The sequence below is a fragment of the Pseudomonas sp. PDM01 genome (genome assembly GCF_014852325.1).
In the GTDB taxonomy this organism is placed as follows: Bacteria; Pseudomonadota; Gammaproteobacteria; order Pseudomonadales; family Pseudomonadaceae; genus Aquipseudomonas; species Aquipseudomonas migulae.
In genome coordinates, this window is record NZ_JACVBK010000004.1 from 107,737 (window position 1) to 125,327 (window position 17,591).

General features: G+C 58.9%; 12 protein-coding genes. 4 read left to right on the forward strand and 8 right to left on the reverse strand.

Annotation, left to right across the window (positions count from 1 at the left end; all coding sequences use genetic code 11):
* Positions 1-57 precede the first annotated feature (57 nt).
* Complete coding sequence (locus IB246_RS11315) at positions 58-1,278, reverse strand: aspartate aminotransferase family protein (RefSeq protein WP_008033117.1); 1,221 nt, start codon at positions 1,276-1,278, stop codon at positions 58-60.
* Between the two features lie 287 nt (positions 1,279-1,565).
* Between IB246_RS11315 and IB246_RS11320 the strand changes: the two genes are divergently transcribed.
* The gene (locus IB246_RS11320; RefSeq protein ID WP_008038468.1) at positions 1,566-6,281 is read left to right on the forward strand and encodes a dermonecrotic toxin domain-containing protein; all 4,716 of its coding nucleotides are present in this window, start codon (positions 1,566-1,568) and stop codon (positions 6,279-6,281) included.
* 1 nt (position 6,282) lies between these two features.
* Here the strand turns inward: IB246_RS11320 and argR are convergent, their stop codons facing one another.
* The 7 genes from argR to acs form a co-directional block, all read right to left on the reverse strand.
* Positions 6,283-7,263: a transcriptional regulator ArgR gene (gene argR / locus IB246_RS11325; protein WP_008033121.1), complete on the reverse strand. Its 981-nt coding sequence runs from the start codon at positions 7,261-7,263 to the stop codon at positions 6,283-6,285.
* A 246-nt stretch (positions 7,264-7,509) separates the two neighbouring features.
* Positions 7,510-8,274: an ABC transporter ATP-binding protein gene (locus tag IB246_RS11330; RefSeq protein WP_008034888.1), complete on the reverse strand. Its 765-nt coding sequence runs from the start codon at positions 8,272-8,274 to the stop codon at positions 7,510-7,512.
* A 27-nt stretch (positions 8,275-8,301) separates the two neighbouring features.
* Positions 8,302-9,414 (reverse strand): M14 family metallopeptidase, encoded by a 1,113-nt coding sequence (locus IB246_RS11335; RefSeq protein ID WP_008038470.1) that lies wholly within the window; start codon positions 9,412-9,414, stop codon positions 8,302-8,304.
* 1 nt (position 9,415) lies between these two features.
* Positions 9,416-10,114, reverse strand: coding sequence for an ABC transporter permease (locus tag IB246_RS11340; RefSeq protein WP_008034884.1), 699 nt, complete (start codon positions 10,112-10,114; stop codon positions 9,416-9,418).
* On the reverse strand, positions 10,111-10,800 hold the full coding sequence (locus IB246_RS11345) for an ABC transporter permease (protein ID WP_007951063.1): 690 nt from the start codon (positions 10,798-10,800) through the stop codon (positions 10,111-10,113). The genes IB246_RS11340 and IB246_RS11345 overlap by 4 nt, the downstream gene beginning before the upstream one ends.
* 90 nt (positions 10,801-10,890) lie before the next feature.
* Complete coding sequence (locus IB246_RS11350) at positions 10,891-11,664, reverse strand: ABC transporter substrate-binding protein (RefSeq protein ID WP_008034882.1); 774 nt, start codon at positions 11,662-11,664, stop codon at positions 10,891-10,893.
* 680 nt (positions 11,665-12,344) lie between these two features.
* Positions 12,345-14,300 (reverse strand): acetate--CoA ligase, encoded by a 1,956-nt coding sequence (acs, locus tag IB246_RS11355; protein WP_008034880.1) that lies wholly within the window; start codon positions 14,298-14,300, stop codon positions 12,345-12,347.
* Between the two features lie 487 nt (positions 14,301-14,787).
* Between acs and IB246_RS11360 the strand changes: the two genes are divergently transcribed.
* From IB246_RS11360 to IB246_RS11370, 3 genes are all read left to right on the forward strand, one after another.
* Positions 14,788-15,051 (forward strand): DUF2790 domain-containing protein, encoded by a 264-nt coding sequence (locus IB246_RS11360; protein ID WP_008038474.1) that lies wholly within the window; start codon positions 14,788-14,790, stop codon positions 15,049-15,051.
* A 238-nt stretch (positions 15,052-15,289) separates the two neighbouring features.
* Entirely contained in the window at positions 15,290-15,604 is a 315-nt protein-coding gene (locus IB246_RS11365; RefSeq protein ID WP_008038476.1) for a hypothetical protein, read from the forward strand.
* Positions 15,605-16,120: 516 nt separating this feature from the next.
* Complete coding sequence (locus IB246_RS11370) at positions 16,121-17,371, forward strand: ribonucleotide-diphosphate reductase subunit beta (protein ID WP_008034875.1); 1,251 nt, start codon at positions 16,121-16,123, stop codon at positions 17,369-17,371.
* The last annotated feature ends 220 nt before the right edge of the window (positions 17,372-17,591 follow it).

Genomic DNA, 17,591 nt, shown 5'->3' on the forward strand with positions numbered 1-17,591 from the left:
GGGGCCGGCATCAAAATTGGGTTCGACGCCTGAAATCATCAGGCGTCGAAGGGTCTATCAGGCTTGCGTCAGTTTTGCCGCAGCGCGCTCGAAACGATCCAGGCCGGCATCGATATCGGCGTCTTCAACCACCAGGCTTGGCGCAAAACGCACCACGTCCGGGCCGGCTTGCAGGACCATCAGGCCTTCGCGCTCGGCGGCGTTGAAGATGTCCTTCGCCTTGCCTTTCCAGGCCTCGCTCAGCACGCAACCGATCAACAGGCCCATGCCACGAACCTTGGTGAACAGGCCGTATTTCTCGCCGATCTGCTCCAGGCGAGCCTTGAACTTGTCGTGTTTGGCGTTGACGCCGGCCAGCACTTCAGGGGTGTTGATCACGTCGATTACCGCTTCGGCGACGGCGCACGCCAGCGGGTTGCCGCCGTAGGTGGTGCCGTGGGTGCCGACGACCAGGTGTTTGGCCAGGTCTTCGGTGGTCAGCATGGCTGCGATCGGGAAACCGCCGCCCAGGCTCTTCGCGCTGGTCAGGATGTCCGGGATCACGCCGTAATGCTGGTAGGCGAACAGATGGCCAGTACGGCCCATGCCCGTCTGCACTTCGTCGAAAATCAGCAGCGCGTTGTGCGCGGTGCACAGGTCACGGGCGCCTTGCAGGTATTCGAGTTCGGCCGGGATAACACCGCTCTCGCCCTGGATCGGCTCCAGAACCACAGCGCAAGTCTTGTCGGAAATGGCGGCTTTCAGCGCGGCCAGATCGTTGTACGGCACGTGGGTGATGCCGGTGATTTTCGGACCGAAACCGTCGGAATACTTCGACTGGCCACCGACGTTCACGGTGAACAGGGTACGGCCGTGGAAGCTGTTGAGCGCGGCGATGATTTCGTACTTCTCGCTGCCAAACCGATCATGGCCGACACGACGGGCCAGCTTGAAAGCGGCCTCGTTGGCTTCGGCGCCGGAGTTGCAGAAGAACGCACGCTCGGCAAAGGTTGCGTCGATCAGCTTGTGCGCCAGACGCAGGGCAGGCTCGTTGGTGAACACGTTGGACACGTGCCACAGCTTGTTCGCCTGCTCGGTCAAGGCACCGACCAGCGCCGGGTGCGCATGGCCCAATACGTTAACGGCAATCCCGCCGGCGAAGTCGATCAGCTCGCGGCCAGACTGGTCCCATACGCGGGAACCGGCGCCACGCACAGGAATGAAGGCGGCAGGCGCATAGTTGGGAACCATTACCTGGTCGAAATCGGCGCGTTCTACCGCAGCGTGCTCAACGGACATCGGAGTCTCCTGAAGAGGAACACTCGCCGGAAACTGGCGAGCGATGGGGGGATTGTAAGGACAGTTTTCAGCCCGGCCTTGCCGCCAAGCGACAACTTCTTATAGCGCAAACCCCGGTTTCAGCCGGGTTTACGGCAATGCGACATATAGCGTCGCAAAGGCGCAGTTTAAACCGGCGGCACAGGTTATAGGCAGGCTTGTCGAACGGTGCGGTAAATATGTACCGCACACCGTGCTTCATCGTTTGTTTTCCTTGGGTTCCATCCAAACGCTAACGGACTAGCGCCATGATTCAGCATGACCCCGAGCTTACGGCTCAGCCAGACGCGCATTTCCAGCATGCGTTCCACAATCTGCCCGACTGGCTATTAACAGCATCGCCCGCTACGCGCACTGCGCTGAAAAGCGCGCGGCTGGACCTCCCTGAATGGCACGCCCGGGCAACCCGCCAGCAGCACCAATCATTGAAAGCGGCCAGCACGCACTATCTGGCCCAGCGTAACCACCTGGAATCCATGCTGGATAAACTGCAGAACGCCCGGGACTTTGCCGAACCGCTTCTGCGTGACGCATTGAAAACCCGGTACGGCCTGGAACTGGACGTCAAGACGACCTTCCTGCGCCTGTACATCCCGCAGACCGTTCCGTGGTTCCCGATCAAGACCGGTGCCGCGCGCACCTGGACGGTCTCGCTGCTCGACGCCGCCCTGCACAACTTTCAGGATTCGGAAACCGAAGCGCAGGCTTATGAATCTGCCTCGACGTTCATCACCGAACCCTCGTCCACCGGGCAATTCGATACATTGCCGGCGATCAAGCGCCAACTCTCCATTCAGCACTTCACCCGGTTGTGCAGGGAACTGGATATCGGCGCTCGATACGAGGCCCACCTCAAGGAAAACCTGGGGTTTACCAACCCGGTCGCCGCTGCCGTGTTGAAGTCGAGCGTGATCAAGACGCACAAGGCCGCCCTGCTATCAGCCCTGCATCTGGCCCAGGTCCGTGGCGACCTGCCGCTGGATGCAGGGCAATCGATTCTCGACATGATCGAGAGCCGCGAAAACGTGGGGCTGGACAACTGGCGACTGCACTGTCACGACCTGAGCCTGATGTCTTCATTGCTGACCGGCATCGTCATTTTCGCGCCGCGACTTGACCTCACCGCCCAGAGGTCGAGGATCATCGTCTACATCCCCGACGACCCGGAACACCCGTTCAAACAATACCCCGACACCCTGGCGTTCATGACCGAGCTGACCCGCAAACTGCGTTCGCCTGCTTATCAGACGTTCTTCAGCCGGTTCATCGATCATCAGGAACGAGGCCACTTTTTCGCCGACCTCAACAGTCGCCTCCACGCCGTGACCTGGCATGAACACCTGCGCGGCGATCCGCTGCCGAGCTGGCGCGACACCCCCATCGACAAGCCCAACCTGCAGTTCTCGGTGAACCCGATCAGAAACGATCTGTGGACTCACCTCTACCAGCAGCAATTGAACAAACTGCTCAATGATGCACGCACCCTTGCGGTCTCTACCGCCAGTGCCGACCGAGCGGCGCGATGGGCGGCGTGGGACGCCTTCAGCAATGTCGCCAAAAAGATCCTTGAAGTGGCGTCGTTCGTGGCCCTGCCTTTTGTTCCGTTCCTGGGCGAATTGATGCTCGCCTACATGGCCTACCAAGTGCTCGACGACACGTTCGAAGGCATCATCGACTGGGCTGAAGGCCTGAAAACCGAAGCGTTCGGACACTTGATGACGATCGCCGAAACGGTGGTTGAACTCGGGACGTTCGCGGTGGGCGGCGTCATGGCGGCCGGTGCGTTCAATGGCCTTATGTCTCGCGAGGCGGTGACGCTGATTTCCCCGCTCAAACCCATCAAGACAGCCACAGGCAAAACCCGATACTGGAAACCGGATCTCGCGCCTTACGAACAGTCCGTTGATCTGCCGGACGCTGCCAGCCCCGACCCTCTTGGTTTGTATCAGCATGAGGGCAAAACGCTGGTGCGCATTGAAGGCAAGGTCTACTCGGTAACACCGAACAGCAAGACTGGCCGTTTTCAGATTCAGCACCCGCGCCGGGCCGACGCCTATCAGCCGGCTCTGCGACACAACAACCACGGTGCCTGGCAGACCATACTGGAGCGACCGCTGACGTGGGACAGGGAAACCGTGCTGCGCCGCCTCGGCCAGAGCGTCGAGTCGTTCAATACTGCCGAGCGTGAGCAACTCCTGCAGATCAGCGGTTTTCACGACAACGTGTTGCGCGAGATCCATGTCGAGAATCAGCGCCCACCTTCGCTGCTGACCGACACGATCAAGCGCTTCAAGATCGACCGCGACATTCAGGCGCTGGTCGAGCAGACCGGCAGTGACCATCCCGACCGCTATCAGGCGCTGAACCAGCGCAGATCGCTGTTCCAGTCTCGCTACCGTGAACTTGAAAAAACCGCCGATCGCCACGTTCTGCTACTGCAAGGCGAAGTACAGGGACTGCCCACGGACATCGCACAAGAACTGGTGAGCAACGCAAGCGGCACCGAACTGAAGCAAATGCACAGCGGCCGCTTGCCCCAGCGCCTCAAGGATGTAGCGCTGAAAGCCATGGACGCGGTGCGTGTCGCCAGAGCCTATGAGGGGTTTTATCTGGAGGGCATGGAAACGGCGGACACTCATCGCCTGGCCCTGCACAGCCTTGAAACATTGCCTGGCTGGCCTGCTCGCCTGCGCATCGAAGTCAGGGAGTTCTCCCCTGAGGGGACATTGCGCGACAGCATTGGCCAGCCCGACGCACCGCTCCTCAAGACATTGGTGCACGCCGAGGACGGCACGTATCGGGTCCATGAAAACACGGCTCTGCCGGGCGACTTTTATCAGGCCATCCTGCAGGCACTGCCCGACGCTGAGCGCACGGCATTGGGTCTTTCCGCCGAAGACGGTCAGCTACTCAAACAACGCATTGCCGAGCATGCGCAGAACAAACCCGCGTTGCGCACGCTACTGGTGAAGCATCCCAACCGAAAACCCTTCTATGACCCGGCGACCATGCGCCTGCCCGGCGGATCGGAGGGTTACAAGCGAACAGGTCGTCCCATCCCCACACTGGATGACAGGGTTCGCGAGGTGTATCCAGGCCTGCCCCAGGATGAACTACGCGCCGTCGTCGCCCGCCTGCAAAGCCACCCCGATGGCGCTCGCGTGGAGCTTTCACGCCTGAGTAATGAACTCGAACGGCTGCATGAAGACCTGGATACCTGGATAAAGGAAGCCCCCACCGCCCACCCCGAAACCGGACAGCCATTGAGCGAGCTGGAACAACAGGCCCAGCAGCACAACCGCCGGTTGCTGGCACAGGAAATCCAGCAGAGCTGGCGTCGGCAAACGCAACGGGACCTCGAATCGACAGAGCACAGTGACCGCTATGTATTGCGGTTTGCCGAGCCGATTCTGGGTGAGCTGCCGGTGCTGACGGCGGACTTCAGTCACGTATCGCTGGTCGCCCTCGAAGGCAGTCACGCGGAACAAGGTGTTCACGGTTTCCTGCAAAATTTCAGCGACCTTCGTCGCCTCGACTTGCGGCGCTTCTCCCTGACCACCCTGCCCGACGCCATCCCACGGATGACCAACCTCGACACATTGGTGCTGAACGAATGCGCGATCAGGATTGATGCCGACGCGTGGTCGAAACTGTCCTCATTGAACAAACTGGTGATGCTGGACCTGTTCCGTAATCCGATTGACGTGGCTCCCGATGTAGGCGCATTTACCGAACTCGTGCACCTGGACCTGAGCGCAACCGGGCTGACTGAAATCCCCGTCAGCGCTATCACGCACCCCAGACTCGATACGCTCATGCTGATCAATAACCGGATCACCGAGCTGCCCGAAGGGGTGTTCGACAGCGTGGTCTACGACAAGCGCGGCGTGCACCTGTCGGACAACCCGCTCGTCGACAGCGCTCGGCAACTCGTCAAGCTGCACTACCTCGAAACCTCATACGATCTGGGCGTCTATGCCCCCGAGGCGGATATCGAACGAGCCAGGGCGCTCTACCCGAACATGGAAGTCGAGCAGGCCAGCGATTTCGTCTACGAACTGCCCGGCACACTGGAAGAGGGCCGAGCAGCGTTGACCCAACTGGAGGAAGAACTGGCTCAATTGAGCAACGATCTGACGACATGGACAGCCGATCTGCCACCGCACCATCCGCTAACGGGTGAACCCTTCAGTGACATGCAACAGTTTGTCGAACACGCCAATCGCGATGAATTCAAAGAGGCACTGCAACGTTGCTGGCAGCATGACGCAGACCTGGATGATTTCAATGAGTCGCTTGAGCCGTCGTATGAACTCTCCATCCGCCCGGTCATCACCGGGGAACTGCCGACCCTCAGCGCTGACTTCAGCCATGTCTCGGCGCTGGAGCTGCAAAGTGTCGATGGCGTGACGCGTATCGGGCGTTTTCTGGAATCCTTCCCGAACCTGAGAAGCCTGAGGCTGCGCGACTGCAACCTCGGTGACATTCCCAATGCAGTGTTCAAGATGGGGCAACTCAGGTCACTGTCGATTCCCAACTGCCGCGTCGGCCTGTCCGTGCAGTCGGTCGGCGCATTGGCGGGAATGGAACAGCTCGAATACCTCGATCTGGGCCTCAACCCCTTGGGGCTGACACCCGACCTGAGTCAGATGCCGGACCTGGCAACCATTCTGCTCAACGACACCGGCATCACCGACATACCCGATGGCCTGCTACAACTGGCCGAACTGGACTGGGCAGACTTGAGCGGCAATGCAATCACCAACATGCCCAGCGACCTGTTGGAGTTGCCCGTGGAAGTGGCTGAGAACATTACGCTGAGGGGCAATCCGTTTACGGAGGAAAGCCTGTTGCGGCTGATCAGTTACTTCGAACGCACACGTGCCGACTTTGGCGTGGAAGAGGTGATCAATCGAGGTGAAATGAACGTATCCACCTCTGAGGGTTCCGAGATCGACGAATAGATCAGCCGCGCTCGGACGGCACTGACGACAACTCGAACGGGCTGCTGCTGCGCCGCTGGTTGCGATCTTCCCGCGGCGTGGCGCCGAAGAAGTTGCGGTAGGCGCTGGAGAAATGTGGCCCCGAGGAGAAGCCGCACGACAGGCCGATCTGGATGATCGACTTGCTGGTTTGCATCAACATCTGCCGGGCCTTGTTCAGGCGCAGTTCCAGGTAGTACTGGCTCGGCACGCGGTTGAGGTATTGCTTGAAGATCCGCTCCAACTGCCGACGGGACACGCACACGTGCTGGGCGATTTCGTCGGTGGTCAGCGGCTCTTCGATGTTGGCTTCCATCAGCAACACCGCCTGGGTGAGCTTCGGATGACTGGAACCGAGGCGGTTCTGCAGCGGAATGCGTTGGCGCTCGCCGCCTTCGCGGATGCGCTCGACCACCAGCTCTTCGGATACGGCGCCAGCGAGTTCGGCGCCGTGATCACGGGCCAGCACTGCCAGCAACAAGTCGAGTACCGACAGGCCACCGCACGCCGTCAGGCGATCGCGATCCCAGTCGAACAGATGACTGGTGGCGATGACTTTCGGGAAACGCTCGGCGAAATCGTCCTGCCAGCGCCAGTGCACGGCAGCGCGATAACCGTCGAGCAAACCGAGTTGCGCCAACGGATAAACACCGGCGGACAAACCACCGATCACGCAACCGGCACGCACCAGTTGTTTCAGCGCACTGCTGAGCGCCGGCGCGAGGGTGGTCGGCGGCTCATCGGCGAGCAGGAACAGTTTCTGCAGGTTTTCGAGCTTGCCGGCCCAGGGTTCACCCGGCAATTGCCAGGCGCCTTCGGTCGACGGTTCGGCCTGCAGGAACGACAGTTCGTAGACCACGTCCGGATGCACACGCTGGGCAACACGCAAGGCCTCCTCAGCCAGCGCAAGCGTCAGTGCTTTAGTGCTGGGCCAAATCAGGAAACCAATTCGATGGGCAGTCATGGCGGGCAATCCGAAACGAAACAGTGATGAAGGCATGGGCCAATGCTAGCCCGTAAATGAACGCAAATCTCAAACCAACAGCGATCCCTTGTAGGAGCGAGGCTTGCCCGCGAAAGCGGTGTATCAGTCAACATCATTGCTGTCTGAGCCACCGCTTTCGCGGGCAAGCCTCGCTCCTACAGGGGATCGGGGCCGGCCTCTAAATTGCGAAGCATGCACTATCCCGGTGCACAACGGCAGTCTTGATTATTTCAGGCTGCCCGAGAGGAATTGTTGCAGACGTTCGGACTGTGGATTGACCAGTACCTCACGCGGGTTGCCGCTTTCTTCGACGACACCTTTGTGCAGGAACACCAGCTGGTTCGACACTTCACGGGCGAAGCCCATTTCGTGGGTCACCACCACCATGGTCCGGCCTTCCTGGGCCAGGGCCTGCATCACCTTCAGCACGTCGCCGACCAGCTCCGGGTCGAGGGCCGAGGTCGGTTCGTCGAACAGCATCACCTCAGGTTCCATCGCCAGTGCACGGGCAATCGCCACGCGCTGCTGCTCGCCACCGGACATGTGGCCAGGGTAAGCGTCTTTACGATGTGCCACACCGACCTTGTTCAGGTAGTGCTCGGCTTTCTCGCGGGCTTCGGCCTTGGACATGCCGAGCACGTGGACCGGCGCTTCCATGATGTTTTCCATCGCGGTCATGTGCGACCACAGGTTGAAATGCTGGAACACCATCGACAGACGCGAACGCATGCGTTGCAACTGTTTCGGGTCAGCGGCTTTCAGCGCGCCGTCCTTGTTGGCAACCAGTTTCAGCTCTTCGTTGTTGAGCAGGATCTTGCCCGCGTGCGGCTGCTCCAGCAGGTTGATGCAGCGCAGGAAGGTACTTTTGCCGGAGCCACTGGAGCCGATGATGCTGATCACATCGCCAGCCGCCGCTTTCAGGGACACGCCCTTGAGCACTTCGTGACTGCCATAGCGTTTATGCAGGTCTTGGACTTCAAGTTTGTACATGCGGTCGGTTCTCACAAAAACAGTCAGTCAGTCGTTGAGCAAGCGCCCGTGACGCAGCGCTTCGCGCCCCGCCACCTTGGCCAGCCAGAAACCGGGTTGGGCATAACGCAGCCGTTCAATGGCAAACAGCACCCCGGACGTACCAGCACACACCGTGCTGACCCGATCCGATAACGGATCGATCACTTCAAAAATCTCGTCGCCGGCTTCGATCCACTCACCGGGTTTACGCAGAAAACTGATCACGCCCGGATGCGGCGCGAACAGCAATTCGGTGCCTTCGAACGGCATGCCTTCACACGCGTCCTGCGCAGGTTTCGGCCATTCGCCGCTGATCAAGCCTTGCTCGGCGAGGAACGCAAGAATGCCTTCGGCATAAGCCTCGGCGTCAGCGCGAGCGGTATCGGCCTGCCCCCCTAATTCAATAGTAGTCGCCAGGCACGCCAGTGGAATCTGCGCTTCAGGAAACTGACGGGACAGACGCAACCATGGCAGCGAGCAGGCTTCGTCGAAGGAGCTGCCGCCGGAATCTTCCGCCAGCAGGCCCACTTTCACATTCAGGTGCGCGGCGAGCGAACGCCATTGCGGCCAGTGTTGCGGCAACGCGTACATGTGCAGCGCGGCTTCGGCATCGCAGTGCAAATCCAGCACGACGTCGGCAGTGCAGGCATGGCTGAGCAACACGCGCTGCATGCCTTGCAACTGGCTGCTCGCCTCCGGCAATGCCGCCAGGTGATCGCTCATGGCCTGACGGATCAAGCGGATGTTGGCGTGCGGATCGTCACCCAGATGCCCTTCGAGTTGGGCGGCCACTGGCGCGCTCAGCTCGACGAAATCGCGGTTGAAGTTCTTGCCGCTGCCCGCTTCGAAACGCCCTTGATGACTGCCTTGCAACAGCTGACCGAGGCCCAGCGGGTTGGCTACCGGCACCAGTTCGACCACACCGTTGAGCAGGCCTTGGGCTTCGAGTTCGGTCAGGCGCTTTTTCAGCTCCCAGGCCGTGCGCATGCCCGGCAATTCATCGGCGTGCAGGCTGGCCTGGATGTAGGCCTTGCGCTCGCCGCTACCAAAGCGGAACACCGAAATCTGGCGTTCGCTGCCCAGGTGGCTCCACGGCAATGAATGATCGATGCGTTCCATATCAGTGCTTCCGCGGGGCCAGGTAGCCCAGCCAGCGACGCTCGGCCAGTTTGAACAGTTTCACCAGAATGAAGGTCAGGCACAGGTAGAACACACCCGCAGTGATGTACGCTTCGAACGGCAAGTAGAACTGAGCGTTGACCGTGCGCGCGGCACCGGTGATGTCGATCAGGGTCACGATGGACGCCAGACTGGTGGTCTGCAGCATCATGATCACTTCGTTGCTGTATTGCGGCAGCGCCCGGCGCAGGGCCGATGGCAGCAGAATCCGCTTGTACATCTTGAAGCGCGACATGCCCATGGCCTTGGCTGCTTCGATCTCACCGTTCGGCGTAGCGCGCAGGCTGCCGGCGATGATTTCTGCGGTGTAGGCGCTGGTGTTGATCGCGAAGGCCAGGCACGCACAGAACGTCGCGCTGGACAGCCACGGCCACAGGAAGCTTTCCCGCACCGCCTGGAATTGCGCCAGACCGTAGTAGATCAAAAACAGCTGCACCAGCATCGGCGTGCCGCGGATCACGTAGGTGAAGAGCCAGGCAGTCATGTTGACGGCCGCGTTCTTCGAGACGCGCATCAGCCCCAGCGGCAAGGCCGCCAGCAGACCGAAAAACAGCGACAGTGCGAGCAATTTGAGGGTGGTCACCAGGCCGCCGAGGTACAGCGGCAGGGCCTCCCAAATGACGTTGTAGTCGAAGATCATAGATCAGCCGCCCTTACGCCTACCGAGTAGCGCTTCTCAAGGTGACGCAATGCCAGCAACGAGACACTGGTGATCACCAGGTACATCGCGGCCACTGCGAGGAAGAAGGTGAAAGGCTCGCGGGTGGCATCTGCCGCCTGCTTGGCCTTGAACATCATGTCTTGCAGACCCACCACCGAAATCAGCGCGGTAGCCTTGGTCAGTACCAGCCAGTTGTTGGTGAAACCCGGAATCGCCAGGCGAATCATCTGCGGCACCAACACCCGGAAGAACACCTGAAAACTGCTCATGCCGTACGCCATACCGGCTTCGGCCTGACCCTTCGGAATCGCCATGAAGGCGCCACGGAAGGTTTCCGACAGGTACGCACCGAAGATGAAACCCAGGGTGCCGATACCGGCGGCCAACGGGTTCAGGTCGATGTAATCGTCATAGCCGAGCATCGGTGCGACGCGGTTGAGCAGGTCCTGACCGCCGTAGAAAATCAGCAGGATCAGCACCAGATCGGGAATCCCGCGGATCACCGTGGAATACAGATCGCCCAGCCAGGCCAGCCAACGCACCGGCGACAGACGCAGCGCAACGCCGATCAGCCCCAGGACGATGGCCAGGGCCATGGACGACAAGGCGAGCTGAAGCGTCAGCCATGCGCCATCGAGGATGACAGCCCCGTAGCCTTTCAACATGATTCAGATCCTCGAAAGTTGGGATGAAAAAATGGCGCAAACCTCAGAGATTCTGCTGCTTGCGCCATTCGGACTTGTCGCCGGGACGTGTTACTTGCCGTAGATATCGAAGTCGAAGTACTTGTCCTGGATCTGCTTGTACTTGCCGTTCTCGCGAATGGCAGTGATCGCGGTGTTGACCTTGTCTTTCAGCGCATCACCCTTGCGAACAGCAATACCTACGCCGTCGCCGAAGTATTTGACGTCGGTGAAGGCCGGGCCCACGAAAGCAAAACCTTTGCCGGCGTCGGTTTTCAGGAAACCGTCATTCAGCAGCGTAGCGTCTGCCACGGTGCCGTCGAGGCGACCGGCAGCGACGTCGAGGTAAATTTCGTTCTGCGAACCGTACGGCTTGACCTCGGCACCCAGCGGGGCCAGGACTTCGCGGGCGAAACGCTCGTGGATCGAACCACGCTGCACGCCGATGTTCTTGCCCTTCAGCTCGGTCAGGCCTTCGCTGACTTGAGTGCCGGCCTTCATGACCAGGCGAGCCGGAGTGTTGTAGTACTTGTTGGTGAAGTCCACGGACTTCTTGCGGTCTTCAGTGATCGACATGGACGACAGGATGGCGTCGATTTTGCGCACTTTGAGTGCCGGGATCAGACCGTCGAACTCTTGCTCGACCCAGACGCACTTGACCTTCATTTCTTCGCACAGTGCGTTGCCGATGTCGTAGTCGAAACCAACGATGCTGCCGTCCGGTGCTTTGGAAGCAAACGGAGGGTAAGCCGCTTCGATGCCAATTTTCAGAGGCTTTTCATCGGCGAAAGTTGGCAGGGACAGCACGGACAGTGCCAGGGCGCCAAGCAGCACGAGTTTCTTCATCTTGGGACTCCATCGGTAAAGGGCTAAAACGGCAGAGTGAGCAACAGCCCATTATGCGAATGAGTAAAACCGGAAAGCGGTTGCTGCGTCCTGGGAAACCGGCGTTGTTTTCAACGCGAGCAACGACGAGCGAGTGATCGGCATTCTAACGACAGGCCCGAAGCCGATATTTCTTCAATGCGACAACAAATTACAGAAGCACCGAGAAAGCCGTTTAGGCACGTTGACAGCCTTGCAATTTCATGCAAGAGCAAAAGACAGTGAACCGATCTATATTGCAAATTGCGGGCCTATTATTCGCAAAGCCTTCTAATCCGGCAAGCGCAGCGTGGGTTCTTATTTTTTTGCGGGGTTGAAATGCACGGATGCGGGGTTATGGCGTTTCGCAATGCCCCGCATCGGCGCGGGCGGTTACACATTCAGTTACTTGAAGGGTGGCGGGTAACAGTGGGAAATGGACTACGGGGGAAGCCGATAATTATTGGCTGGTGTTTATTCGGTGCCTGATAGATTGCCTTCGCGGGCAAGCCTCGCTCCTACAGGATTCAGGTACACCTCAACCCCTGTAGGAGCGAGGCTTGCTCGCGAAGGGGCCAGCCCAGCCAACACAAAACCTTCAGGCAATAAAAAGCCCCACCAGACTCAACACCTGGCAGGGCTCCAATGACGCCAAACGCTACTTACGCAACATTCATCGTCTTGTGCGTATCAATCAAATGCTGCACCACACCCGGATCCGCCAGGGTCGAAATATCCCCCAACCCATCATATTCAGCGGTCGCAATCTTGCGCAGAATCCGGCGCATGATCTTGCCCGAACGCGTCTTCGGCAGCCCCGGCGCCCACTGGATCACATCCGGCGAAGCAATCGGGCCAATCTCTTTACGCACCCAGTTCTTCAGCTCCAGACGCAATTGCTCGCTCGTCTCTTCGCCAGCGATCAACGTGACGTAGACATAAATGCCCTGCCCCTTGATGTCGTGCGGCACACCGACCACGGCGGCTTCAGCGACTTTCGGGTGCGCAACCATCGCGCTCTCGATCTCGGCGGTACCCATGCGGTGACCAGACACGTTGAGCACGTCGTCCACACGGCCGGTGATCCAGTAGTAACCGTCCTCGTCACGACGCGCACCGTCACCGGTGAAGTACATGCCGCGGAAGGTCTTGAAGTAGGTGTCGACGAAACGGTCATGGTCGCCATACAGCGTGCGCGCCTGGCCTGGCCACGAATCGAGAATCACCAGGTTGCCCTCGGCGACGCCTTCGATGATGTTGCCCAGGTTGTCCACCAACGCCGGTACCACGCCGAAGAACGGACGTGCCGCCGAGCCTGGCTTCAGCGCATGAGCGCCTGGCAACGGGCTCATCATGTTGCCGCCGGTTTCGGTCTGCCACCAGGTATCGACGATCGGGCAACGGGATTGGCCGACGTTTTTGTAGTACCAGTCCCACGCTTCCGGGTTGATCGGCTCACCGACCGAACCCAGCAGACGCAAGCTGCTGCCGTCAGCACCTTCAACAGCGGCCTTGCCCGACGCCATCATCGCGCGGATCGCGGTCGGCGCGGTGTAGAGGATGTTGACCTTGTGCTTGTCGACGATCTTCGCCACCCGGGTGATGTCCGGGTAGTTCGGCACGCCTTCGAACAGCAGCGTGGTCGCGCCGTTGGCCAGCGGGCCGTAGACGATATAACTGTGGCCGGTGACCCAGCCGACGTCGGCTGTGCACCAGTAGATTTCGCCCGGGCGGTAGTCGAACACGCGCTCATGGGTCATGGCCGCGTACAGCAAGTAGCCGCCAGTGGTGTGTTGCACGCCCTTCGGCTTGCCGGTGGAGCCGGAGGTGTAAAGGATGAACAGCGCTTCTTCGGCGCCCATCTCTTTCGGCGCGCAGACACTGCCCGCCACTTTCATCAGGTCTTCAAACCAGATGTCGCGATGCTGGTTCCACTTGATGTCGCCACCGGTGCGCTTGCACACGATGACTTTCTGGATGCTGCTGGTTTCCGGGTTGGTCAGCGCGTCGTCGACGTTGGACTTGAGCGGGATTTTCTTGCCGGCACGAATGCCTTCGTCCGCAGTGATCACCACTTTCGAGCGGCAGTCGATGATGCGACCGGCCAGGGCTTCCGGCGAGAAACCGCCGAACACCACCGAGTGAATCGCGCCGATCCGGGTGCAGGCCAGCATGGCGACCACGGCTTCGGGAATCATCGGCATATAGATAGTCACCACGTCGCCGCGGTGCACATCCTGGCCGCGCAAGGCGTTGGCGAACTTGCAGACTTGTTCGTGCAACTCGCGGTAGGTGATGTTGCGGCTTTCGGAAGGATCGTCCCCTTCCCAAATGATCGCGACTTGATCGCCGCGCTCGGCCAGATGACGGTCGAGGCAGTTGTAGGAAACGTTCAGGGTGCCATCGGCGAACCATTTGATGTCGACATGGTGATCGTCGAAGGACGTCTGCTTCACCGTGGTGAAAGGCTTGATCCAGTCGAGGCGCTTGGCTTGCTCGCGCCAGAAACCGTCAGGGTTGACGACCGACTGCTGGTACATGGCTTTGTAGGTTGCCTCGTCGGTCAGCGTGTTGGCTGCTACCTCGGGACGAACGGGATACAGAGAAGCCGCACTCATCTTTCTTACCTCGGTGGAATAGTTGTTTTTGTATGGCCCTGTTGTAGCCCGGGCCGGGCCTATAGAACCATTCGACGATGGTAGTAACAAGCCCCTACAAATTATCGTGATAACCCCGCACAGATGTACGCAACACCCTGTAGGAGCCGGCTTGCCGGCGATGGTCGTCAACGATAACGCGCCAATCCTGACACCCCGAAGCGCTCTCGGGTTTATCGCCAGCAAGCTGGCTCCTACAAGGAATGATCGATTCCCCAACAACGTTATCCGGTGATTGTTACGAAATCTGTCAAAGGTGTTTATCAAAACCCCACCTATATGAATGCCACCCCCACGCCTAAAATCCACCTCGCCAACAAGGCAAACCCTGATTAACCAAGTTGCAGCCCCCACGAAGGCAGTTAATCAAAAACCCGGTAACCAAGTTCCACACGCAACCCCAAAAAGGTTGCGTGACCCCACTCGACCTCTAAAAGGTAAAACCGAAATGAAAGCTTTATTAGTTCTGGCCCTCTCCAGCCTGTGCGCAACCGCCATGGCAGACGAGGTCCCGACTGATGTCGCACAGCAACAACCGGCCATCGAGGAATACACTTACTCCACTCACCTCGATATCGCCAAAGTTGTCTCCATGAGTGAAATCCCCAATGTGTGCGAAGTTGTCCCCATGAAAATGGAATACGACGACTCCAAAGGCCAACGCCACATTCTGCGCTACAGCATCATGGGTAACGGCTGCTCCAACGGCTGATCACCCGCACTCCCCCTAAACGGTTCGACCCAATGCCCGATCATCACACCGACCTGTAGGAGCCAGCTTGCTGGCGAAAGCAGTCGACGCAATGTTCCAGGCAGTCAAAGCGCCGAACCGTATAGATCGATTTATACGATAACTTTAAGCATTTATTTGCGCTTTTTAATCGAATCCATCGGCGTAGTATGAATTCCACACCAAGGCACACAACGCCAACGAACCTGGAGCAACGACCATGAAAACCAAACTGATCCTCGCCCTGACCCTGTCTGTACTGGCCGCCAACACCTTCGCCGCCGACGGTTACGACCGCACAGGTTCTGCCACTTTCACCAGCGAAGCCGCTCTCGCTTCTGACGGCTACGACCACACCGGTTCGGCCAAAGTCGCCGCCGATGGTGCCGATCACGTTGGTGCAGGCAAACTCGCTTCCGATGGTTTTGATCACACCGGCGCCGCCAAAGTCGCTGCCGATGGTGCCGATCACGTCGGTGCAGGCAAACTCGCCGCCGATGGCGCAGACCACGTCGGTGCTGCTCGCCTGAGCTGATCATCGAGCGTGACTGACAGCCCGACTTCGGTCGGGCTTAGTTGTGTCTGAGGCCAGCGAAAACCGACTCAAAACACAAGATGTAGTGAAAAACCCGATTTTTTGTCTATTTTTTGAACAAAAAAGTAGCACGTCAAAATTTAAGAAAAAAAATCTGCACCCGCGATCTCCAGCCAAAGCCCTGTAAACCCTCGCTCCGACCGAAAAACCCTCCTTCTCGACCGCTCCATGCGCGGATTCGCCCCACCACGGCCGCAAAAATTTCCCTATAATGCCGGCTTAAACGGGCCTGCAATATTCCCTTACAGGGATGACAGCCAGTCCGAAGCCCAGGCCGACGTCGTCAACGACTGCAGCGCCATCAGCGGCTCTCGGAACCCCGTACAAAATTATGTTTATTTGCCTGCGTGTACCGCTGCAAAAAACGCTATCAAACGCGGCCAGACCGGTCGTGTGAAAAACCAACCAATCAGTTTTCACACGGGCATCTGGCCCTCACGCAGGAGACGACACGTCATGCTGAGCTGGGACGAATTCGACAAAGAAGACAGCGGCGAGACCGTGGTAAAAGGCGCCAACGCCGGCCACGCGACTGAAGCCAACATGGACCGCCTCGACACCGCCGGTGGTGTTGCCGCTCAAGAAGCTCGCGCTGTAACCGCGTCCGACTCCGCCGCCATCGCTCGCGCCAAGGCTGCCCTCGACAACCTCGACATCGCCGAAGGCCTCGCCGAACTCGAAGGCGCCTCCGCCCGTGTCGCCGTTGACGAAAAGCGCATGATCAACTGCCGCGCCGACCTCAACCAACTCGTACCTTTCAAGTACGACTGGGCCTGGCAAAAGTATCTGGACGGTTGCGCAAACCACTGGATGCCGCAAGAAGTCAACATGACCGCCGACATCGCCCTCTGGAAAGACCCGGAAGGCCTGACCGACGACGAACGCCGCATCGTCATGCGCAACCTCGGCTTCTTCTCCACCGCCGACTCCCTGGTTGCCAACAACCTGGTCCTGGCCGTGTACCGCCTGATCACCAACCCGGAATGCCGCCAGTACATCCTGCGCCAGGCTTTCGAAGAAGCGATCCACACCCACGCCTACCAGTACTGCATCGAATCGCTGGCCATGGATGAAGGCGAGATCTTCAACATGTACCACGAGATCCCATCGGTCGCGAAAAAAGCCACCTGGGGCCTGAAGTACACCCGTTCGATCTCCGATCCGAAGTTCGAAACCGGCACCGTCGAAACCGACAAAGAACTGCTGCGCAACCTGATCGCCTACTACTGCGTTCTGGAAGGCATCTTCTTCTACTGCGGCTTCACCCAAATCCTCTCCATGGGCCGCCGCAACAAAATGACCGGCGTCGCCGAGCAGTTCCAATACATCCTGCGCGACGAATCCATGCACCTGAACTTCGGCATCGACGTGATCAACCAGATCAAAATCGAAAACCCGCACTTGTGGGATGCTGAAATGAAGGAAGAGGCTTCGCAGATGATTCTGCAGGGGACTCAGCTGGAGATCGAATATGCGCGTGACACCATGCCTCGTGGGGTGTTGGGCATGAATGCGGCGATGATGGAGGACTACCTGAAGTTCATCGCTAACCGTCGTTTGTCGCAGATTGGGTTGAAGGAAGAGTATCCAGGGACGACTAACCCGTTCCCTTGGATGAGCGAGATTATGGACTTGAAGAAAGAGAAGAATTTCTTTGAGACGAGAGTTATTGAGTATCAGACTGGTGGGGCGTTGAGCTGGGATTGATTTTTAAACTCAGTATCCACTAAGCCAAAAAAAAGGCCTGGAACGCGTAGCGCGTTCCGGGCCTTTTTTGGTCACGCTGAAAAAGAAACACTTTGGTGCTAAGCAGTTAGGGTTGCGTCGGGGTTACCTCATGAAACAGCCGGTCAGGGGCTGGTGCAAGGGTATGCATTATGGTGCACAATGGCACCACTATTACCACTGGTCCCAAGCTTATGGCTCG